Origin of the sequence: Aporhodopirellula rubra (assembly GCF_014192335.1) — a bacterium.
Lineage (GTDB): Bacteria > Planctomycetota > Planctomycetia > Pirellulales > Pirellulaceae > Rhodopirellula > Rhodopirellula rubra.
This window is the reverse complement of sequence record NZ_JACHXU010000002.1, coordinates 445,745-468,739: the sequence shown is the minus strand read 5'-3', so window position 1 is coordinate 468,739 and position 22,995 is coordinate 445,745. Positions and strand designations below refer to the sequence as shown.

General features: G+C 57.6%; 15 protein-coding genes and 1 tRNA gene. 11 read left to right on the top strand and 5 right to left on the bottom strand.

Features of this window, described 5'->3' with window-relative positions:
- Nucleotides 1-25 precede the first annotated feature (25 nt).
- The 9 genes from FHS27_RS04380 (at nt 26) to FHS27_RS04340 (ending at nt 13,618) form a co-directional block, all read left to right on the top strand.
- Nucleotides 26-1,048, top strand: coding sequence for an AAA family ATPase (locus FHS27_RS04380; RefSeq protein ID WP_009098407.1), 1,023 nt, complete (start codon nt 26-28; stop codon nt 1,046-1,048).
- 262 nt (nt 1,049-1,310) lie between these two features.
- Complete coding sequence (locus FHS27_RS04375; RefSeq protein ID WP_246419078.1) at nt 1,311-2,891, top strand: hypothetical protein; 1,581 nt, start codon at nt 1,311-1,313, stop codon at nt 2,889-2,891.
- Nucleotides 2,892-3,049: 158 nt separating this feature from the next.
- Complete coding sequence (locus FHS27_RS04370; protein ID WP_184302138.1) at nt 3,050-6,061, top strand: secretin N-terminal domain-containing protein; 3,012 nt, start codon at nt 3,050-3,052, stop codon at nt 6,059-6,061.
- Nucleotides 6,054-9,101, top strand: coding sequence for an MMPL family transporter (locus FHS27_RS04365; protein WP_390852599.1), 3,048 nt, complete (start codon nt 6,054-6,056; stop codon nt 9,099-9,101). Before FHS27_RS04370 ends, FHS27_RS04365 begins: the two co-directional genes overlap by 8 nt.
- A 46-nt stretch (nt 9,102-9,147) precedes the next feature.
- A complete protein-coding gene (locus FHS27_RS04360; protein ID WP_246419076.1) occupies nt 9,148-10,320 on the top strand; it encodes a hypothetical protein in 1,173 nt (390 codons plus the stop codon).
- A 264-nt stretch (nt 10,321-10,584) separates the two neighbouring features.
- Nucleotides 10,585-10,980: a tellurite resistance TerB family protein gene (locus FHS27_RS04355; protein WP_009098422.1), complete on the top strand. Its 396-nt coding sequence runs from the start codon at nt 10,585-10,587 to the stop codon at nt 10,978-10,980.
- Nucleotides 10,977-11,630: a phosphopantothenoylcysteine decarboxylase domain-containing protein gene (locus FHS27_RS04350; RefSeq protein ID WP_184302132.1), complete on the top strand. Its 654-nt coding sequence runs from the start codon at nt 10,977-10,979 to the stop codon at nt 11,628-11,630. Before FHS27_RS04355 ends, FHS27_RS04350 begins: the two co-directional genes overlap by 4 nt.
- A complete protein-coding gene (locus tag FHS27_RS04345) occupies nt 11,627-12,562 on the top strand; it encodes a dihydroorotate dehydrogenase (RefSeq protein WP_009098425.1) in 936 nt (311 codons plus the stop codon). Before FHS27_RS04350 ends, FHS27_RS04345 begins: the two co-directional genes overlap by 4 nt.
- Nucleotides 12,563-12,781: 219 nt before the next feature.
- The gene (locus tag FHS27_RS04340; protein ID WP_184302130.1) at nt 12,782-13,618 is read left to right on the top strand and encodes an alpha/beta hydrolase; all 837 of its coding nucleotides are present in this window, start codon (nt 12,782-12,784) and stop codon (nt 13,616-13,618) included.
- Nucleotides 13,619-13,700: 82 nt separating this feature from the next.
- On the opposite strand, the gene FHS27_RS30965 is transcribed toward FHS27_RS04340, so the two are convergent.
- A complete protein-coding gene (locus tag FHS27_RS30965) occupies nt 13,701-15,773 on the bottom strand; it encodes a prenyltransferase/squalene oxidase repeat-containing protein (RefSeq protein WP_246419074.1) in 2,073 nt (690 codons plus the stop codon).
- Nucleotides 15,774-16,120: 347 nt separating this feature from the next.
- Between FHS27_RS30965 and FHS27_RS04330 the strand changes: the two genes are divergently transcribed.
- Nucleotides 16,121-16,194: transfer RNA gene (locus tag FHS27_RS04330), tRNA-Met, on the top strand.
- Between the two features lie 432 nt (nt 16,195-16,626).
- Here the strand turns inward: FHS27_RS04330 and FHS27_RS04325 are convergent.
- Genes FHS27_RS04325 through FHS27_RS04315 form a run of 3 tightly spaced genes read right to left on the bottom strand, consistent with a single transcriptional unit; the run spans nt 16,627 to nt 19,903 of the window.
- Nucleotides 16,627-17,343, bottom strand: a complete 717-nt coding sequence (locus FHS27_RS04325; protein WP_184302127.1) for a ZIP family metal transporter — start codon at nt 17,341-17,343, stop codon at nt 16,627-16,629.
- Nucleotides 17,340-17,732 carry a DoxX family protein gene (locus FHS27_RS04320; protein ID WP_184302124.1) on the bottom strand — a complete coding sequence of 131 codons (393 nt, stop codon included), beginning with the start codon at nt 17,730-17,732 and terminating at the stop codon, nt 17,340-17,342. The genes FHS27_RS04325 and FHS27_RS04320 overlap by 4 nt, the downstream gene beginning before the upstream one ends.
- Nucleotides 17,733-17,734: 2 nt before the next feature.
- Complete coding sequence (locus FHS27_RS04315) at nt 17,735-19,903, bottom strand: GmrSD restriction endonuclease domain-containing protein (protein ID WP_184302121.1); 2,169 nt, start codon at nt 19,901-19,903, stop codon at nt 17,735-17,737.
- A gap of 119 nt (nt 19,904-20,022) precedes the next feature.
- Here FHS27_RS04315 and FHS27_RS04310 point away from each other — a divergent pair, with 119 nt between their 5' ends.
- On the top strand, nt 20,023-21,768 hold the full coding sequence (locus FHS27_RS04310) for a hypothetical protein (RefSeq protein WP_184302119.1): 1,746 nt from the start codon (nt 20,023-20,025) through the stop codon (nt 21,766-21,768).
- 144 nt (nt 21,769-21,912) lie between these two features.
- Here FHS27_RS04310 and FHS27_RS04305 read toward each other — a convergent pair whose 3' ends face one another.
- Complete coding sequence (locus FHS27_RS04305) at nt 21,913-22,662, bottom strand: reverse transcriptase family protein (RefSeq protein ID WP_184302116.1); 750 nt, start codon at nt 22,660-22,662, stop codon at nt 21,913-21,915.
- Between the last annotated feature and the right edge of the window lie 333 nt (nt 22,663-22,995).

Genomic DNA, 22,995 nt, shown 5'->3' with positions numbered 1-22,995 from the left:
TTTACTCCAGCCCGAGTTTTCAATCTTGAGTGAATCGTCTCTGCCGCCTGTCTTGCCGACCGAGGCCGCCAGCCCACCGACGGTGAATCCGGAATTCCAAGCGATCGGAAGTCTCTTTGAGAGGATTCAAGCGGAAGTCGCCAAGCTTTACGTGGGGCAGGATGAACTCGTGCTCGGAACGTTGACGGCGTTATTCTCTGGCGGACATGTCTTGATCGAATCCGTTCCTGGGCTCGGCAAGACTTTGTTTGTTCGGACGCTGGGGCGAATTCTCGGATGTGAGTTTGGGCGGATTCAGTTCACCGCCGACTTGATGCCATCGGACATTACCGGCGCCCCCGTGTTCGACATGCAGAAAAGTGAGTTCCGGTTTCGCGCCGGTCCCGTCTTCACGCAATTGTTGCTCGCCGACGAGATCAACCGCTCGCCGGCGAAGACGCACGCGGCACTGCTCGAAATCATGCAGGAGTACAGCGTCACGATTGACGGTACGACGCACCCCGTGCCACGTCCGTTCTTAGTCCTCGCGACCCAGAACCCACTCGAAAGCGAGGGCACGTACAACTTGCCCGAAGCGCAGTTGGACCGGTTCATGTTCAAACTGCACGTCGATTATCCGTCGGCGATCGAAGAGACCGAAATCTTGAAACTGCATTCGCAGCAATTGGATTTCGGCAAACGGCTCGAGAGCGAGATCGTTCCCGTGACGACACCGGAGGTGGTTTCCAAGGTGATCGCGAAATGTGCCGAGGTCCGGGTCGAAGACAGCCTCGTGACGTACATCAGTTCTTTGGTGCGTGCGACACGCGATTGGCCGGGCTTTCATATCGGCGCGTCGCCACGTGCGGGAATCTCGTTGATGCAATCCGCCCGGACGCTCGCCGCGTTCTCGTCACGTGATTTCGCGGTACCTGACGACGTCATCCAAATCGCCCTGCCCGTGCTACGGCATCGGGTTTCGTTAACTGCGGAAGCCGAAATCGAAGGCAAACAGGTCGACGAAGAACTTCGGGCGATGATGCGAGGCATTGAAGTTCCGCGGTCGTAGAGCCCGCTCGCAAGGTGACGCGCGAATCCCACTCGCATCGCACCGTGTTCATGACTGAGGCAGCGTTAAGCGAACGTTGCCCGGCATCTCGCAGCGAAGTCTGTATCTGTTCGTTGGTTTTTGTACAGTGTTTCATTGCCGCCGATCGCTGTCTGACGCGTGTTTGACTATTGCGGGAAACACGTTGACAGGCGATGCTCAAATTTGATAGTTCGCACGGAGACAAAGTGGAATCTTTCCAGGCTCCTCCGCGAACAATTCATTGAAAACCGTCCGATCCAACTCGACCGACTCCACCAGCACGTTCGGCTTTTGTAATAAGCCGCTCTCGTGGGTCGGTGCGCGGCATGCCGTTACGGGTGTGTTGGCGTTGGTGAGTTGTGGGACGGTCGCCCTCACCGGATGCCGGGGAAGGGCTCAAGAGGACCTCTACCGTCAAACGCTCCAACGAGAAGTGCGGACGCTCGAGGACCAGCTTTACGAAGCCGATTACGAAAACCGAATTCTGATCGACAAACTCCGCCGAGAACGATCCGCCAAGGCCGCGGTGAAGGATTGTCCTGATCCGACGGATTCGAATTCGATGAACTACGACCCGGGGTATGTCCCGGTCGATTCGGACCGATTCGATCTCAGCGACGGGCTCGACGATTTGGAAGCCGACGATGCGTTTCGCAATCGAGGGCAATCGTCGGGATCGAACGATCAACGCCCACTCAAAGATCCACAAACCGAAGATATCCCGTCCGGTTCGCAATCACGCGATCAGTCGGATTCAAACCGTTCGCAATCGTCCGATCCAGACAAAAATGACACCGATTCGGATGATGAAGATGACGGGTTGCCCGATCTGGATTCGCTGATCGATCCCGGCGAATTGGTCGATCCCGGTGAGTTGGTCGATCCGGGCACGCTTGTTGATCCCGGAACATTGATGGATCCGGGGCAATTTCAAGGCGGGAGCAATTCCGGCGGAACGGGCTCGTCCAGCCAAGGGCGTCTGCAGATGCCGATCCCCACACCTAGTCCCGACGCGTCGCCGAATTCCGGTGGCGGTTTCGAATTGCCTGACCCCGGACTGCTGCCCGCACCCGGAGGCCGGGTACCGCCCGGCACGCCAGATTTGCAAGTCGACCCGATCGAACCCGGTATCCCGTTGCCACCGAACACTCCCAATGGTCGTCCGGATGGACCACCAGGTAAAATTAACCTTCCCGGCGTGAGCATGCTCGGCGGTCTCGGACAGGTTGCCGGATCGACGCCCAAGATCGTGCTGCAACCGTCGAAGGTGCGTATCGACGCAACGACCAGCTACGTGCGAGTCGTGCCCGAAGCCACGCTTTCGACGGACGTCCCATCGGGTGCCCCTGCTGAGCAAGCGATCACGGTTGGGAAAACAACCCCGGCGGTGAAGACCGAAGGCGTTGACCTCGTTATTCGTGCCGACGATCAATACGGTCATCCGATCGCGCTGCTCGGACGCAGCCACGACCCGACCGAGAAACTACGTCCGGCAGACTCGGCCACCACTCGGCCGTTGCCGAAGGGCCCAATTCAGTTGAGCGTGATCGCCCTCGATCCGACCAAAAAGGGAGAGGACGCCCACCTCGGACGCTGGGATTTCGGCACCGAGCAATTGCGACAGTTGGAAACCTCGAGCCTGGCGACGGCCAGCAACGGATTCGCGACAACCGTCCCGATTCGGTGGCAAGACCGAATTCCGCAGGGCGAAGCCGTGGTCTTTTTCGCCCGTTTGCAAACGGGTGAGCGTGATCTTCGATGTGAATCGGAAATCGGGCTGAAAAAACAGCCCTCAGTGGCAGGTTGGCTACCTCGCCGATAACCCGGCCAGATCCCGTTTAATAGCCGGGCATCTTCCCTCAGGCGTCGGTACAGGCGATTTGGCGTTTGTTTTGTGGTGCGATAGCAGTCATACTGGTCGCACCCCTACTTTGGAGTCTTCGCTGGGCTCCGCTGCATTCGCCACAGGCTGATTCAACCGTGCGATTTCCCCACCCACGTATCACCTCGATCGCAGGCTCTTTTCTGTTGATCGCGTTGACCCTCGATTTCAAATCCCCCGCTATCGCCGGTGACGACTCTGTCGGCCAAGGCGTTGTCGACGGCGGCCAGAGGTCCGCGCCCGTGCGAATCGCGATGGCCCCTCGGCCCGCGGAAAGGCCACCCGGTCCCTCGGGACCGCCCGGAAAAGACGGCGAGAAACCCGACGAAAAGAAAGGGGACGAGAAGGGAAATCCGGACGGTGATTCCGCGACCCCGAAAATCGTTCGTCGTGACGGGATCGATCTGCCCGAGGGCGACCCAGCCGAACTGAAAGCCACCGTTGGCGAAGACGGCAAAGTGTCGTTTCGGTTTCGCAATCAAGGTTGGATCGACCTGATCGGATGGCTGTCTGACATATCGGCTCAACCGATCGATTGGCAAGAACTGCCCGGCGACGCGGTGAACTTGGTCAGCCCGGAACGATTGTCGGTTTCCGAAACCGCCGACCTGATCAATCGCCACTTGCTCGCCCGTGGCTTCACGATGTTGCGGCTCGAAGGCGGGATCACGATCACGAAGACGTCCAACGTGAACCCGGGCATGGTCCGACGGGTCAGCGTCGAGGAACTCCAAAAACTGCCCGACCACACCTACGTTCGCACGATGCTCGATGCGGGATGGTTGTCGGCCGAGAAGTTGGCTGAAGAGTTGAAACCGATGCTCAGTAGTTCGGGCAAATTGACAGCCTTGGCGACAACAAATCGTATCGAAGCCATGGACGCGGCCGTGAACCTTCGCCAGGTCGCTCGGTTGCTCACCGAGGAACGTGACGTCGCCAGTCGCGATGCGCTCGCGCCGGAGTTCCGCTTGCGGCACATCCCCGCCGAAGAGGCGAAACGTTTGCTCGAAGAGTTCCTCGGTGTCGAAAAGAAAGACAATACACCGATGACGCGCGAGCAAATGCAAATGATGCAGCGGATGCAGCAACAAAACGGTGGCAAGCCGCCGCAGCAGAAACCCGAAGTCGAAATTTCAATCGTCGCGAACGTGCGTCAGAACTCGGTCCTCGTGCGCGCGCCAATCGATCGTGTTGCTATCGCGGCGGAGTTCATCAAACGCATTGACGTTCCCGGTGGTTCGTTGCGATCCCTCGCCGATGCCAGCACGCGGGTGGACGTGTTCCGTCTCGTTTCACTCGATCCGGAAAAGCTGATCGAGATCGCGATGGAGATGAACGTTCTCGAGCCCACGACACGCATTCGTGTCGACAAAGATAACTCCGCGGTTATCGTTTCCGGTGCCGCCGCGGACAGGTTCATTATCAAATCGTTGATCGAACGACTCGACGGAGGCAAACGACGTTTCGAGGTTCTTCAGCTTCGTCGGCTTGAGGCGTCTGCGGTTGCCGAATCGATTTCGTTTTTGATGGGACAAGAAAAGGAAGACGACGACAGTAGCAGTCGAAGCCGGTATTCCTATTACGGCTTCGGCGGCAACAACAATGACGACAAAAAGGACGAAGACGAGTTTCGTGTTGCTGCAAACACGAGCTATCGTCAAGTCTTGCTGTGGGCCAACGAATCGGAAATGGAAGAGGTGCGATCACTGCTAATCAAACTCGGTGAGTTACCGCCTCCCGGTGGCAGTGGCCAAACGATGCGGGTGATCGAAGCTTCGGCAACTCCGGAAACACTCGAGTATCTGCGAGCTCTGAAGGCACGTTGGAATTCAATGTCGTCCACCGAATTGGTACTGCCTGACGAGAGCGAATTCACTGCACCTGGCATGGGTGACGATCCCGATTCGGAAGAGTCGGAGGACGTAGACGCCTCGGCATCAGGTGAAGGTGACGGTGAAGAGGATGGTCCGAGCGAATCAAACGAGGAGGAGGGGCCGCGATCCGAAGAACCAATCGTTGCACGGGAGCGAAACTCGGTAACTCACGACGCACAGGCATCGGCCGGACGCAGTGACAACCCGTTTACCTTGACGATGCAGCAGAACGCCTCCACTCAACCGGCGACCGAGAACCCTCCGCAGGCGATGACGAGACGCGGCGATTCGCGGCAGTCGCCTCCGGTGGAAATTCGGCTCGATGCGAACGGCAATTTGATCCTTTCGAGCAACGACACTAAGGCTCTCGATGCCCTTGAGAACCTGATGCTCGATATGAAGCCCCCGACGCGGCCGTATCATGTGTTTCATGTTAAGAATGCGTCTGTCACCCTGCTGACGCTCGACCTCGAAGAGTACTTCGAAGAGGAAGATGATAAAAAAGATGACGACTCTGATAACTTTTATCGGTGGTACTGGGGTGGGGATGACGACTCCTCCGACACCGGGCCGACGGGGCTCGCCAAGGGCGGAAAACTCAAATTTCTACCGAATTCCGATACCGGCACCATCATCGTCACCGGGGCGACCAACGGTCAGTTGAAAACGATCGAGGAGCTGATCGAACTTTGGGACGTCGACGAACCGATCAATCCGACGCGTAGCCGGTTCACAAAACTCGTCACCATCCGTTATGGTCGTTCCGAAAAGATCGCCGAAACGGTGAAAGACGCCTATCGCGATCTGCTCAGCAGCAACGACAAAACGTTCTCCAAGGGCGGTGGAGGACAAGGGGGCAAACAGCGATCGAGCAACCGCAGTGAGGGATCCGGTCTGGAGGATTCCGAAAGTGGTCGCGACGGCGGGGGAAATGATTTCTCCTTTAATGGGAAACTGTCACTCGGTGTCGACGAAATCGGAAACACGTTGTTGGTGAGTGCGGAAGGTGAATCCCTCTTAGAACTCATTGTTTCCATGATTGAAAAATTGGACATGGCTGCACAACCCGGCGGCGAGATTGAGATCGTGCGTTTCTCAGGAGACGTTTCGCCCGAGATGTTACGACAGGCGATGGCCGCGTTCGGTGCCAAAACGGAAGAACCGCCACGTTCAGAACGATCTCGGTCGCGTAACGACGATCGTGGACGTTCACGTGATCGGTCATCCCGTGACTAAGCCCGCAATGCGATTCGCACGCGGCGTGACCTCCCACGCCAAAATCATTTTGATCGGGTGGGTGTTGCTCGCCGTGGTCGCTAAGACGATGGCGCCGTCTTGGAAATCCGTCGCCCTGGACGGCGACTTCGACTACCTGCCGAGCACGCGCATCAGTGTCGCCGGTGGCCGCTTGCTCGACAAAGCCTTCAAGGGAACTCGTTCACGCAGCCAAATGGTGGTCGCGTTGGCCCGCGATAGCGACCAATGGACACGACAGGATCGGTTGCTCGGCCTGGATATCCTCCGTCGACTCTATCACCGACTCGGCGAAGTTTGCTGGATGCGTTCGGAGGAAATCGCGTGTGGCGAAGTCGACGACTCCAAAATCATCCTGCCACACCCTGACACTCGCCCCGACGCGGACGCCGGTCCAGACGGAAATCCGAATCAGGACGCTGATTCGAATGCGGACCCTGATGTCATCGCGGCTACATCGGCCGGCGACGTTGCGACTGAGTTTACCGTTTCGACGAACTCGATCGAGTCGGCGGTGTTGCCCGATGAGAACGAGCGGTTCAAACGACAGTCGTCACAGCGATGGCTCGGCGTCGCGGTCGAGGCGTTTGACCAAGCGATCGAAATCGACGCGGAATTCTATCAACTGCTCGATGATCGCGTGCCTCAGCGAGAACCAACGGCGTACGAACCTCGGTTGGCCATCGCGTATTGGGATCGTGGTCAGTTGGCACTCGCTCGGTGCGCCGACCCCGATCTGATCGAGCAAGATCTCGAATCGGCACGCGTCCTCGATCCGAACGTGATGAAGACCGCCCTGCCGATTCTGGAACGCGATCTCGACGACTGGACCGTTCTGCTCGACGTGTACAGTTGGAAAGAATCCGTGATCGGTGGGCAATTGAGAAAGCCACGATCTCGGATCGCCGTCCTGACATTGGCCAGTGAATTGGCCGCGACGGGAAACATCGAGCTTCTGGAACAGTTGCGAGAAATCGTCGACCAATGCGTCGAGTATCAGTTCGAGTACCTTGCTCCCGAGGAACGCGGCCAAGCCCGAGATTTGAAAGTCAAGATTACCGGTTCGGCTGCGATCGGTGGCGAAACCCTGCTCGCCGCCCGCTCCGCGATCACGTACACGGAATGGTTCACGGTGGGGATGATTTTGATCATCCTCGCGGTCGTCTATCGGGCGCCCCTGTTGGTCGCTGTTCCCCTGGCTTCGATCGCCGTGGCGGTGATGGTCGCGACCGCCGTCGTCACGATGCTGACTTGGTTAGCCGGGTCGGTCGATTGGTTGGGATTGGATCTGAAGGTTTACACAACGAGTCGCATCTTTGTTGTGGTGATCTTGTTCGGTGCCGGCACGGATTACTGTTTGTTCTTGATCTCCCGTCTGCGTGAGGAAGCCGCCAACCATCCGTGGCCGGTCGCCTGTGAACGGGCTCTCGCGAACGTCTCCGGTGCATTGCTCGGCAGCGCGTTGACCACGATCGTCGGTCTGGGGATGTTGTGGTTTGCTGATTTTGGGAAATTTCACCACACCGGTCCGATTATCGCGATCTGTTTGTGTGTCGGTTTGCTCGTTTGCATGACGATGACGCCGGCGTGTTTGCGTTTGATCGGTCCAAAGGTGTTCTGGCCGATACCAATTGTCGAAGAGTCCGAACGTCCCGTTGTCGCTCTGTTGTCAAACCGTGACATCAACAGCGGTGAATCCGCGACCGGCAGTCTGTCGACCAAGGGCGGTCTGTCGGCTAAAGGCAGTTTGATGTCGGGCAGTCGGATGTGGAACGCGACCGCGATCGTGCTAACGCGTTATCCCGCCTGGACATTGACTGCCGGATGGTTGTTGTTGATCCTTCCGGCCGCAGGTGGTTTTTATCACGAGCAAGACGTCACCTACGATCTCAGTGGCCAATTGCACCACTCGGCGGGCAGCCGCCAGGGCATGCATTTGCTCGACCGTAATTTCGGTGTCGGGGAACTCGCGCCGATCTCGATCCTCGCACTCGCTGAAACGGAACAATCCGATGAAGCGATCGCGACGACCAGCGACAAACTGATCCGCAGGCTTTACAAACTCGATGGCGTCCGCCGTGTCCGTTCGTTGAGTGATCCGCTCGGCGATTTCCCGCCCGAACGCGAAATGGGCCTGCTCAGCAAAGAAGCGTGGCGTCGACGCACGTTGCAAAACCACCGACTCGCGCGATTGCACTTTGTCGCGAACGAACCGACCTACACGCAGCGATTGATTCGGCTCGACGCGATCGTTCAAGAAGATCCGTTTTCGCAAAATGCCGCCGCGAAATTGAAATTGGTCTCCAGCGAAATCGAAAAGGTGCTCGATCAAGTGCAGGCTCAAACGGGAACGCACTGGCAGTTGTTCACGACCGGCACGACGGCTTCGATCGTTGACCTCCGTGAGGTGACGTTGCGTGACACGCGGCGAATCAAAATTGCGGTGATTCTCGCGGTGCTCGCGGTTCTGATTGTCGTGATCCGCCGGCTCGCTCTCTCGCTGTATTTGATCGCGACGGTGCTGCTGAGTTATTACGCGACGCTCGGTTTGACGTATTGGTTTTTCCGCGCGATCGACGGTCCCGAGTTCCTCGGGCTGGACTGGAAACTGCCGCTGTTCCTCTTTGTGATTTTGGTCGCCGTGGGGCAGGACTATAACGTCTACCTCGTGACGCGAATCATGGAAGAACGCAAGCGGCTCGGGTCGCTCGCCGCCGTCCGCCGCGCCGTCGCGAGAACCGGTGGCATCGTGACCGCATGCGGTATCGTGATGGCAGCGACCTTCTTCTCCATGACGTCCTCGGCGTGGTGGCCGCCGTTGGTCGAATTGTTATGGCCGTCGAGCGATCCGGTGGCCGCGACCCAGCAAACTACGCTTCGTGGGATCACGGAACTCGGGTTCGCTCTCGCCCTTGGCGTGTTGATCGACACGCTCTATGTTCGCACGGTTCTCGTCCCGAGCTTTGTTGTCCTCTGGGATCAGTTTCGAAAACGAGTCAAAGCGAACCGGGCGCCTACGTGAGCCCCCGAGCGGGCTCGGGTCACTCGCCCATAGGATGTCACCGACGATGTGGTTGATCGCCATCGACGAAGCCGGTTACGGACCCAAGCTCGGTCCGCTCGTTGTCGCGGCCACTGCGTGGCGTCGCGAGGAACCATCGTCGAGCGTCACGCAGGATGGCATTGGCATTTCTGTCGATCAACTTGCGCCTGACCCTTTTCGTGACATTGCGAAATCCGTCAACGTCGGAAAGATCGCGATTCGCGTCGATGACTCCAAACAAATCTTTCGCGGCGGTGCACTAACGACGCTGCACGCGGTGGTCTCGGTGTCGCATCACGCATGTGGTCGCACGGAATCGTTGCTCGCCGAACGATTGCCTTCGATCTTGCCGGTCGATCACGAGAACATTGCGAACGTTGCCTGGTTGCAGGCTCTCGCGGGACCGCGCTCGGGATTGATTGAGTTTGTACCCGCCTCCCAAACCCAGGCCGCCGTCGATCAGTGGGCACGTTGCGAGTGGGAAATCGTGGACGTGGCGGCTCGGATGGTGGATGCCAAATCCTTCAACCGGTTTTGTGGTGGTGAAGGCGATCTGCCGCCGCGTGGCAACAAGAGCGACCTGCTCGGCGAAACCAGTATCCGTTTGGCCGTCGATCTGCTCGACCAAGTCACACGTGCTGCCAAAAAACGCAAACCCATTAAGTCGAGAAACACGTCAACCAAACGTCGCACCGGAGACGATCCGGTAGCTTCGCAGGCCTGCGACGATGAACCGGTGCAAATCTTCTTTGATCGGCACGGAGGACGTCGGTATTACGCTGGGATGATCCAAGAGATCTTCGGCGGTGAACCGGTCAAGATTGTCAGCGAAAGCAAAACGCAGAGTGTCTACGAAACTAAGCGTGGAACGCTTCCCGTGCGATTGCACTTCACCGTCAAGGGCGACCGATTCGTTCCCGTCGCTCTGAGTTCGCTTCACGCAAAATACCTGCGAGAGCTCGCGATGGCTTCACTCAACGGTTATTTCCGTGACGCCATGTTGTCATACAACCAGGGCAAGAGTCGTGGCAACGCCGCTAGACAGAGTAGGAAGGCAAAAACGAGTGGGACATCAACCATTGCCGCGTTTCGTCCTACTGCGGGATACCCGGTTGATGCGGACCGCTTCATCGAGATGATTCGGCCCGTCATGGTGAGCCTCGGTATCGAGGACAGCCATCTGATTCGATCACGCTGAGCGAGACCTGCATCGAGCCAATGCGTTCATGCGTGACTGGATCGTTATTCACCGAACGGCCGCGGCCTCACGTCGGCCGCTGCGACAATACGTGTCTTCGCTCGCTTGCCCGATTCACCAAGGTCTCCTTTTTGATACGATAGGGCCTCGTCAGAAATATCCTTTGACAAATCCTCGGCTGAGGGCGACCTGCCCCCTCCCGGATTAGTTCGATCGAGCGTTTTCCCACTCTGCCGCACGTCCTCATTCTGTAATCTTCTTCTTATGAGCGAACCGAACTACACCCAGCGTCAGCGACAGCTGCGTAACATCGTCGTGATGGCGTTGGCCGATGGGTCGATCGGCGGACGTGAAGTCGCGTTGTTGGCCGACCGTTGTGTCGAACTGGGGCTTGGTCAGGCCGAATTGCAGGCCGCGTTAGAATTCGGGCTCGGTGACGACGCGGCCCTAGAATTGCCGCCCGACGAATCCACCCGGGAAGAAATGCTCGCGGACCTGATCGAAATGATGGCCGCGGACGGAGTGCTCGCCGAAACCGAAAAACGACTCTTCGCACTCGCCGCCGCTCACATGAATATCGTCGGAGAACGGCTGCAGGAAATCATCACCTCGGTCGTTGAAAAACAATCCGGTCACGGACGCAAAGACGCGTCTACGTGAGCGATCCCAAACAGGCACCCGTAAAGGTTCTGATCACGTCCGGACCGACGCGGCAATATCTCGATCCCGTTCGCTATTTGACCAACGCGTCGAGCGGACGAATGGGGGCGGCTCTCGCCGAAGCGGTCCTCGGTCTCGGCCACGAGGTCGTGATCGTGTCGGGCCCCGTCTCGGTTGACTATCCCAAAGCGGCCGAAGTCATCGAGGTCATCACAACGGATGACATGCTGCGTGTCGCTCGCGAGGTCTTTCCCAATTGCGACGGAGCGATCGGTGCCGCGGCACCTTGCGATTACAAGCCGTTGCACGTGTCCGATCAAAAACTATCCAAGACCGGCCGCCCGTTGCAGTTGGATTTGGTTGAAACGCCCGACGTGATCGCGGTGCTCGGCGAATCAAAACGTGCCGACCAATGGGTTGTCGGTTTTGCACTCGAAACCGATGATCGTCGCTTCCGAGCCACCGTTAAATTGCAAAAGAAACACTGCGACCTCATGGTCAGCAACGGCCCCGAGGCCATCGACGCGTCGGACAACCACGTCGAACTCCTCGACCCCGTGGGCACCGTGCTCGAAACCATCTCGGGTAACAAGAAACACGTTGCCGACCGACTCATTCATCAAATTCACAACCGATTGATTCTGCGATGACCTCATTGACCGACGTGAACGCTCCCACGCTGTCGACCACCTTGGGCCGACTGACTTTGCCTAATCCGATCATGGTCGCCTCAGGCACGTTCGGGTACGCGCGCGAGATGCAGGAGATTGTTGACCTTCATCGGCTCGGTGGCATCTTGCCCAAAACGATCACCGCCGAACCCCGAATCGGAAACGCCCCGTGGCGAACGGTCGAAACGTCGGCTGGGCTTCTCAACGCGATCGGGCTTGATAACGACGGCGTCGATGCGTTTCTTGAACATCACTTGCCCTATCTTGCTGGGCTGTCGACACCGATCGTTGTGAGTGTTGCCGGTCGAACGGTGGAAGACTTCACGAACCTCGCCCGTCGCGTCGGCGAGTGCGAAGGCGTCGCCGCCATCGAGCTGAATCTGTCGTGTCCTAACGTCAGCGGCGGGATCGATTTCGGGACGAACGCGGAATCGTGCCAACGTGTTGTCGCGTCGGCTCGGGAAGCGACGGACGTGCCAATCCTTGCCAAACTGACACCGAACGTGACCAGCATCGCGGACATCGCACGAGGCGCCGCCGAGGGTGGTGCCGATGCCGTTTGCCTCACCAACACGGTCTTGGGCATCGCTGTCGATTGGCGGAAACAGCGTCCGATCCTCGGCAACGGAATGGGCGGCCTCAGTGGTCCGGCGATCAAACCCATCGCGCTGCGTTGTGTGCATCAAGTCCGACAATCCGTCGACATTCCCATCATCGGGATCGGAGGTATCTCGAACCTCGACGACGTGATGCAGTTCCTCGTGACGGGGGCGTCGGCCGTTCAAATCGGAACCGCCAACTACTACGATCCCACGCTTTCGATGCGATTGATCGACGAACTCCCCGCCGCCCTCGCTGAACTCGGTGCCACCCAAGTCAGCGACGTCGTCGGTACCCTGAAACTCAATTAGCACCCACCAACGGCTTGTTGTTTTCGCGACTTGCGGTCACTCAGGGTGCCGCAATGAGCCGGGGCCAAAAACGAGCAGCAAATCGCCAAACGCGATTGTCCAAAACCTCCGCGGCCCGTCACCTCGTATCGACGTCCTGCCATTTTTAACTATCTCCTCAATCGTTTCGTTCTTCGTCCATCGCGTCATCCGATCCAACCGGAGGGATTGATCCGATGTGTGATTCCGATTGCGGACATCGGGAAATCCCAGCGAACCGAATCGTCGATACTCGATACCTTCGTTGCAACCAACCTGTTGCCCGATTCACGGCCGACTTCGCCCGAACCGACCGATCTGGCTCGAGATTGGGCACCGATCCCGCCACCGCAAACACTGCTGCTCAAGTTCCCCGGCACTGCCGGACGCGCCGAACGTTCCTCCGCGTTCCCCGCCAACCTGGTCCCGCCCTACGACGACAACCGCTACCATCATCCGGGGCAGCACTACGAAGCCTGGACGTGGAACCCTCCGGGGTACGGTCGCAGCAGCGGTCGTGCGACGTTGAAATCGTTCGCTCCCGCAGCCGAAACGTTCGCGTCCCAGGTCCTCGCGGCGCGTTTGGCGGCAAACACCCAAGTTTGGATTTGTGGCAACAGCCTCGGATGCTTGCCCGCGCTGTCTCTCGCCGCTCGACTCGATCAGTGGCGTCCCGGTAATTCCGATCGGGATCGGTTCGTGCTTTGGCTTCGCAACCCGCCGCAGCTTTCCGATGTTGTTCTAGGGGTCGCTGATCGCTATGCCGCACGCCGTTTGATGAAGCCCGTCGTATCCAAAATCCCGGACTCGCTTCACGCGATCGAAGCCGCCTCGCGGTCTCAGATCCCCGCGGTGTTCCTGATGTCCGAACGCGATGAACTTGTTCTGCCGGCGATCCAGCAAAAGATTCATGCCGCCTACGCGGGAACGCATCGCATCGTCACGCTCGCCGATCTCGGCCACGGAGGTTTGATCGATGAACAGCACCGAGACGACGTCGAACGGGCCGCGAAATGGCTCGCGTCACTGCACGTCTAACGTATGCCTTGAAAAAGTTCTCGCGGCGAACGCGTGAACCCAGCCATTTGATTCAGTTCATCCGCGACGAGATGGCCCGCGTTTACTTTTCGGCCAACTTATACAGTGGCAAGTGACGGTAATAGACTTCGAGGCAGTAGATCGCAAAACAGGTTGTGTATAACCGGCCGGACGCGTTGCCGTGCTCATCCGCCTGAGGCGACCAACTGCCCGCCTCCGCACCGCGTTTGACTTGCATGCGGGGCAACGCCACTTTCATGTTGCTGTTCCATATCCGCCATGCCGAACCGCCGTAGTGATGCAGCGCCTGCGTAGCGTAGTACCAATAGTAGACGTTCATCGAATCGGGGCTGATCGGCCAATCTTGAACCAGGGTTCCCAGTCCGATGGCCATTGCTTCGCGTTCACGCGGCCAACCCAAGTATTGACGACACAGCAGTCCTTCGGCCGTCATCGCGGGACTCGCCGGTCGACCTCTTTGGTAGCAATAACCGGCACCGTCTTGAACCGAAACGGTGTCCAGGTATCCATCGATAATCGCGAGAGTCGAGTGGTCCACTGCGATCCCCGCCGCCCGAGCACTCGACAACGCCATCACGTACCAACCCGTCACCGACAGGTCCGAGTCCGATCGTGGATCGTATCGCCATCCGCCCTCACGTCCTTGAGCACTGGTCGAGTATTCGATCGCGGCCTCGGCGGGCACTCGCAATTTCGAGTCTCGCGTCATGCCGTAGAGTTCACACAACGCGATCGTCGCCTGAGCGTGAGCGTAGGATCGTTGGTGGTGCGGTTCGTCGGCCGCGAAGAAACCGTCTCGGCGTCGTTGTTTGTTTAAAAGATATTTGAGTCCCTTTTCCACAACCGACGAATACTGGCCGTCGAAGTGAGTGTTGCCGTCGCCTTGAAACGCGAGCAACGCCATCGCTGTCGCTGCCGTACGGTTCTCTTGAAACGATCCGTCGTCATACGGGCCACGCATGCTCCACGAGCCGTTCTTTTGTTGTTGGCGGGCCAGCCATTTCAGGCCGAGGTCGACGGCTTCGACGGTCTCCGAGTTCCCGCCGTACATGTCCAACAAAGCCGACTTCATCGCGCCGCTGCGACCACCGAACATCGGTTTGATTACCGCTTCGGACGCCGACGCCCCGATGTCTGTAGGGACGATGTCTGTTGGCTCGGCAAAGTCCAGTGATTCGATCACCGCTTCCATTTCCATGTCGACCGGGATCTCAGTTTCCGCTTCCGCGCTATCTTCGTTGAGCTGAGATTCCGCGCTCTCGAGGGCGTACTCCTGGAGTTCGACCGATTCGGATTCGGTTGCTTCACCGAACTCCAGCACGACGCGAGAGATTCCTCTGCCAATCGGCGTCGTCCAAAGGGCGAGCACGAGCAGCAGGATCATGTGGAAAACCATGCTGACCAACCACGCGGGAATCGACCGACGGACCGGTTCGAGCAACTCTTCGTCGTGTTCGTTCTTCTCGTCCGCAGGTGCGACCGTTCCACGCCAACGCGGAATCAAACTCGCGCCGACTTTGGTTCGACCGTTTGCCGGTGGGACGTTCGCGTCTGCGGTCGCGGCTTGGCGAGCAGCGGCGGACGAAGACGCGGTTGCCCGTGTCGAGGTGGCCCGTGCCGAGCCATTCGCTTGGTTGTTTGGATTCGCTGCCCCGCGTCCCGATTGCTGATTCGGTGTCCGTTGTTGCGTCGCCGGGCGGTTGACGCGAGTTTGCTGTTGTCCGCCTTGTTGCGGTTGCGCCGGCCGTTGATTCGGTGCCGGTTGCCTCGGTTGTTGGGGTTGCGCAGGTTGCCGCGGTTGCTGTCGCGGCTGAGGTGCCTGTGCAGGTTGAGGGGCACCGGCCGGCTGTCCCGTGGCGGGCTGCGGCGTCCGCGGAACAGGCGTGTGTGTCCCCGTTGCGTCGGTTGCTGGGGCCGAGGGCGTCGTCGGGGCTGGGGGCAGCTGCGGCGGTTGGGGCGCCGGTGGGACCGGTCTCGCGATCGGAGGCAAGCTCGCACGCGGAGGCGGCGGGGGAGGCAACGGTGGCGGAGGTGACGGCGGGGGCACGTTCGTCGGCGTCACTGCACCTGGATCCGGCACCACGGGCGGAAAATCGCCCGAGCTATCTGCGGATGTGGGATCCGAGTGGTTCATGAAAAGACGCCTAATGGCACCGCCTGGGCGGAGTCACAAATCGTGTGGGAATAGAAGAAAAGTATGCCACCCGGTCGGGTGATCAAACCGAGGGCAATGTCGACGGCAATGTTTTGCAAAACACAGACCCGAAGCGTCCGCATTACGTCAAGTTTAGGCCAGCATAACGGATGGACGGCAGTCAGTTTTAAAAATTCTTCGCAGGTTCTTAGCAACCTCGGTTGACAAAACACCGTCCCTAAGACAACCTTATCAAAAGACGAGCCAGCGAAAGTTGTTCCAAAATCACCTTGCTTCCAAGTTGTTTTTCAGCGAACCTCCGAAGCACCAGGAACGTCTCATCATACCGCGGGATGGAGCAGCCCGGTAGCTCGCGAGGCTCATAACCTCGAGGTCGTCGGTTCGAATCCGGCTCCCGCAACTTCTCTGAAAGGTTGGAACACTTTCCGACCCAACGGTAAACGAAAAGCCGACGTGGCTCCCACGTCGGCTTTTTTCGTTTTATCCCGTTATCCCGCAACCACTTGCGTCAACGATCGTCGCGGCGGTTTCTCTGTCGTCTCAGACATCCGAGAACACTCTGGCCGGCGACGGCGCCCGGATTTCGGTCTCTGGGCCAGAATTCTTACGTTCTCCGTTTCTTAGCCGGTTTGGGTTAGGAGCCGTCGGCACCTCCCTTTCGATCCAGTTGAGAACATCGTTTGACTCTGTAAATCGCGATGTTTCCGCTCGCCAAGTTCGTAGCGACCCACCGAAACGGAGCCCAAACGTCTTCAGACGGGTCATGTGATTTAGAGACACTGAGAAAGCCAAATTGCCTGCTTCCGGCCTCAATTGAGGGCCGCGATGTGAACTATCCGTCGAGCAAGACTTGGCCGACGACGCCGAGTAAGAATCCGAGCACGGCACCGATTGCTGGTGCCCTTTGGTTCTCGACCTTGGACTGCGGTGCCAAATCTTGGAACGTTAAATAAAGAATCCCGCTGGCGGCGAACAGCATGATGAAGCCGACGACTCTTGGGTACACCGAGAGATGCTCGTAGCCAATCCATCCCGCCAGCGGACCGAGCGGGATGCAGGCCGCAAGCAACAAGACCAGTTTCTTGCCGCCGATGTCCCCGTTCGTATTTAGCTCGCGGTACGCGTTGAAACCCTCCGGCAAGTTTTGCAATGCGATCAGAACCGCCAGCAGCAACCCCGTCTTCTCGCCGTGCGCGAATGCAGCTCCCAGTGCGATCGCCTCGGGGATGAAGTCGGACAGCATCGCGACCAACTGGGCGATCGAACTCTTCGACCGCGCCAGCAGCGTCTCCAAACCCCAGAACACAACCGCACCAGCAACGAATGCGGCCACGATCCAGCCCAGCGACAACACTTGAACACCCTCGGGAACCAGCACCAAGGCAACGGCCGAGATCAACACGCCGCCGCCGAACGCGATCACGCTGTGACGAAACTCTTCTTCAATCCATTGGGGCGAAATCTTCTCAAACATTGCGATCACACCGCCGATCGGAATGGCAGCCCCCGCCATCGTCGTCAGCAATAACACCTGCACCAGTTCGTTCACGATGCGTCCTCCGCCGCGTTCGCCGTATCCGGCCGCCTCACCGCCGCCCACCAAACCCAAGCGATCAGCACGCCTTGCAGAGGCAGCCGAGCAACCATCGCCCAAACCGGGATCGCCGGGAACTGGTCCGCGTTCATCAGCATGTCAATATTCGCCGGGAATACGGCAACAAGCAGAGCGATCAATCCCCACCCAGCCGCTCGTCGCAGTCGTGGCACCGCAACGCCAACCCCACCAAGCACCTCAAAGAACCCGGAGACATAAACCAAAGCCAACGGCCAAGGCAGATACTCCGGCATGATCTTCAGGTAAACGCCCGGCGAAACAAAGTGATTGACGCCGGCGGCTATGAACAGCAGAGAGAGCAAGACGATGGAGAACGTTCGCATCGTCATTCCTCAGCATCATCGTCTTCCGGGTCCGCGGCAATCGCATCGAGGTACTCGGTCCGCAGAGCATTCAACACCTTTTTCTTGTCGGCTTCAATCGAGAAAAAATACCAACCGTTGACGGCGGTTTGTCCGGCGATCGCACGGCCAGCGAGCGACGGACTAGAAAAGAATTGGCCGTTCCATTCGATGCGCCCATCCGAGAGCACCACCGCTTCTTGACCGCGATGCTTCTTAGGCCGCGGCTTCAATATCGCGCCGGGGGTTAGCAATTCTGCCGCGATCAAATCGCTTAGGTCGACACGGTGCCGCGGACGGACCGTTTCCGTCGCAAATCCAGACTTGTAGCCGTCCGGCGTCGGCCAGATTTGCGTGATGATCGTTGCAACTTGTTCAGATCGACTGCGGATCATTGTCTCGGTCCATTCCCCTTTGCAACCCTTTAGCAATTCACGGTTCATGAATAAAACGTCGTGCATTTCTAGGCCGGCTCGCTTACCGCCTTCTGCTAGCCATGGTCCGTTCGAGACCTTTGAGTTCAAACGCGACGTCAGCAGCGTCAAGTTGCCGAGTGTGTGAATCAGAGCTTCACGCTCGCCTTCACCGCGAAGGCTATCCGGGATCGGCCAATTTGCCGCCCACTTCTGCGGCATGATGTGCTCGATAGCCAGTTTGGCGCGAGCGACACGTTCACCGCCTAAACCACTCTTGCCGTCCGTCCAACCGCGTAGGTGATCCTCGACCGCTTCGAGAACCATCCGCAATCGTCCGCGACCAAGCCGCCGGTATGCCGGCAGCACCTTCAGGTGCTCGATGATTTCCTGATCGTCTGGCCAATATCGACTATTGCTGTTCTGGCCGAGGAAGAACTTTTCGATCGCGTCGCCGAACGTCTCTCTGTCTTTGCCTCGCAATTGCCTAATTAGCTCCGCAACAATTTGGCTGTAGCTCTTCGTCGACGCTCGCAAAAGCATCCGCCGAACCATCCAGCTTTCGATGGTCTTCAGCGATTTTTCCAGCTGGTCGTCCGGGACAGCCTCTTCCTCCGGATCAAGCAACACCAACACCAGTGGCTTGATAACTTCGCTCTCCATGACACTCGTTCGGTACGCGAACAGACCAAGCCGATCCATCGGGCCGGACTTTCGTTCACCTGACTCAACGAACTCGCGGTAGATCTTGGCCGCATCTGTCAGACGAGACAGCAACTTATCCATCGGATCATTCGTGTCGTTGACGAATCGTTTGAAGCGTGTGAACACTTCACGGGCGACGACTTCATCGCCAGTCTTTGCAATCAGCCAATGGTTCAAAAAGATCGAAGAACGCGAATAACGCATTCGCCCAACACTGAACTCAGATTCCCAGAACGCCGATTCAAAATCACGCCACTGCCGCACATACGCGTCCTCGACATCCGCACCGCTTTCCAGCAACCGTTGGAAAATGAAGTTCTTGATCAAGTCCGCGGCGGTCAGTTGAGCACCTCGAGCGTTGAGCGTCTCAAAGATTTCCTGTGCGTTCTCCTCCGCACTCAAGTCGATCACCACCAACTGCAATAGATCGCGGACCGCAGTCTCGATCGCAGTTGCCCGTGCGGCGATTTGATCATCGCCCGTTTCGCGCAACCAAGTCGCCGCCGATCCGGCAAAGAATCGGTGCGCCGCCACCATACGTTGGTCGCCGCAGTCCACCGTTTCGTAGTCAATCGGCAGGGGAGCCGACATCACTGCATTGAACGCTGGTCGATCTCGATTGGTCGGCCAAACCTTGAACTGATCCTCTGGCTTGGTTCGGAAAGCCTCCGCGTTGGTGATCAGCGTTTCCAATCGCATTGCCGGCGCTGTTGCACCAGCCGCTACCAATTCTGCGTGCAATGCATCGAACATCAGTTGCAACGTGGTCAATCGTTGCTGCCCGTCGATGATCGTCCGCTCCTGCATTGTGCCCGCCGAATTTGGCACTTGCTGCAAAACCACTGCACCAAGAAAGTGCGGATAGTGCTTCGCCGCCGGCGCTTCGAGCACCCGCCCCGCCATCCGAGTCACGTCCAACCACAAAGGCTCCCACTGATTTTCTTCATTCCAAACGTACGGACGCTGAAAGAGAGGGACTACCAGACGCTGTGGATGCATGAAGACCAATTGCGGTGTCCGAACTTGTGTTTCCAAGGCTGTGTCCTGCTAACGTCCTTTGTGGTGAAATTGCGTAAGTGGTAATCATATCGGATCGCTTGCTCGAAGGTGAGCGAACAACCAGTGACAACAATGGAACGGATCGAGGAAACCAAATGGCACGGGACGGAGAATGGTTTGAGATGAAGTCGATGCGGAAACGTCGAATGCGAACGGCATCGTGGATTCCGCTTTATCAAGAGATTGAAAAATCTGAACGACAGTGGCCCGAAATTGACTTTGAGGAAGACGTGGTCGTCACGCGGGCGGCGATCTTCCCAAGTTTCGTTGACAAACTTCGTGAGCAACTTAGCTGGAACGAATTGCATTGTGCGAACGGAAATCGCCCCGAAGCAAATGAGGGGATGTATTCCCCGGCACGAGAGCTTTGGAACCATCATGTCCAACAAAATGACGAGTTCGTCGACGGCGAGTTTTTGATTTTCGAGCACCACACCAGCTCCGGCCGTGAGATCATGGTTTCGCCGGACCTCATTTGCGCACTGAAGCTCGAACGACTCGGCGACTCGTGGGTCTATGCACTTGAAGGGTACGGCGAGGTCATCCGGAACCAGAGATCGGAGGATGGCACGATCCACACCGTGGAAATCCGAGCGAAACACCTGAAGGATTACCTGTGCGCTCGCAAATCCCAGCTCGTTATTGGTACTTTTCGCAGTCGTTGTGCAATTCTGCATTCAAAACCCGACTTTCAGTTTGCCGACACTCGCGACGAATCGTCGTGGTACGAATTTGGTGTACGCGAAATTAACGAAGACGGCGGCTGCTACGGGCAGCCTTTCGCGATCTCGGCATACGGGTTCGCTGAAACCGACCACGACGACGATGTACCCGTCTACAAGTTTGACGATGAACGTGAGACCTGGCGGAAGAGACACGATATAGACACGGAGGGACGAAAACTCTACCGCGTTGGCTGCGAGATGGTGCTGATGGAAACCGTTCCGCCTGCGGATGCCAGTCCGATTGTGCGTGGCGACGATGTCGTCCCAACAGTTCGCTTTGTCGTTGACAACGATGATTCGCGTTTGACGGCGGTCGATCTGATTCGTCCACCGAATCGCTGGATCTGGTTCTCGCCAAGTTTGGTCACGACCGTCCTGTCTTTTTCACGGACGAGGCTTCGCTGGGCTTCCGCCGACACCGGATTCATCGACATCCCCGGCCATGAGCCAGTTCACTTTGGTGTTAACAAACGGGAGCTGATCAACTTCTTTGCCAAGGACGTTGGGGAGTTACCGCTATGGTGGCAAGAACGGTTTGTCTCGCACAATGTCCCGCCGGACGGGGGCGTGTGTCCAGAGCTCACCGCTGCACAGATGGAATGTCGCCCGGCCCGAACTACCGCGGCAGAAACAAAACTCGCCGCCGCCGCCGAAAGGCTTGACCAAGCTGTGAGCAACGCGTTCGGCCAACCGCTGTTCAAAGAGCACGCTGCCCAAGCACGGTTGTGGGGCGAAATTCATCGCTTCGCAGCACCGGACGAACCGGCGTTCTTTGCCTTGGCCAAAAACATCGTTCGGACAATTGTCGAGCGAATGGACATGGAGCTACTAAAAAGCAGGACCAGCAACATGGACAAAAAAACCGGTTCATTGAAGCGACTCGCCAAAATCATCGACGAGGCTGGTGGCGACGGTTTTAGCGCAACCACGATGCTTGTGGGCCTGAACGAACTTCGGCAACGCGACTCGCACCTTCCCAGCGAGAAAGATCTGGACGATGCGTACCAGTTTGCCGGTATCGTTCGCACCGAGTCGCCGATGATCGCGGCCAAGAAGCTGATCGAAAACACAGCCGGATGCGTGCATTGCTTGGCAACCATCGTCGAGGGTCCGTGATCATCCGGTGATTGCGATTCTCACCAACAGCAGAAACGGGATCCGAAATCAAAAGAAATGAGATTCCGCCAGCCGCGGTCACGATCGCAAGAGTCCGATTTAGCTAGTCTAATGCTTCAGCGTTTTGCACCAACCATAAGCACCCTACTCAGTATTTTTGTCTTGTTCGCCTTCAACCGATCTCGCATAGGCAAGATGGCCCAATGCGGACGGAAGATCTGACTCTGGGATCTTATCTGCTTCGAGAAGATGCCTGATTGCTCGAAGACGACGTCTGTAGCCCTTCGTAAGCCTTGGTTGCTCACCGTGTACAAGTAAGCCGTGAACTTTCATTCGATCACGAGCAGAAACCAACCGAGTCTTATGCTCCGCAAGCTTCCAGGTAGTCGGCCTGAAAATTTGTCCGATTTCTTTTCCGAGATCTGAAGGCGATTTTCCAAGCCCGGAGATAACTATATCGTCGGCATACCTTGTGTACGTGGCACCATAGTTGTTTACCAACTTACTGATCGCTTCGTCGACGTTCCGCATTGCGATATTTGCTAGTACGGGGCTTGATGGCGAACCCTGCGCAAGCGATCCACCAAGGCAGCTTAAATCCGTAATCAGTTCTGCCGCGGGAAACGTGTAACCGTAGTGCATTAAGCTGTCGACAACGTCCGAATCAGCTGTGGTTTGAAAAAAGTCCGCTATGTCGGTGGAAAAAATCCAATCTTTCTTGCAATGGAGTTTGGCTGCATCAAGCGATGATCTGCCCGGCACAAATCCGACAACGTACGGAGGAAGCTCTATTCCACGGGAAAAGTAATGTCCGAACCATTTCTGAATGATCTTGATTGCAACTCGAGGAGCTTGGATGCGACGCTTCTTCTTGCGCTTCCGGATTTCAAACACGTTGTAGTATCGGTGTGGCCGACGTCGCATCGTGCCGATGAACTGCGGCCGGAAACCGAAAAGGACTCCAAGGGACCGTGTCGACGAGACGGGTGGCAAGCCGGCTTCGTGAAGCAATCTAATGGAAGGCTCGTCGGCCTTCCTCGTTTCAGATTCGAGAGCGGCAAGATACCGATCGAGATCGGAATAAAGGACGAGGGGTGGTGGCTCTTTCATCAGTCAAAAAGCGAAGTTGAAGACTTCCGTTGGGGAACGGGGCGTTTGTTTGTGGAGCTGCGGAGCAGCGGAGCAAACAAACGCACCGAACCTTCTGTGGCTGACTTTCGCAAATGA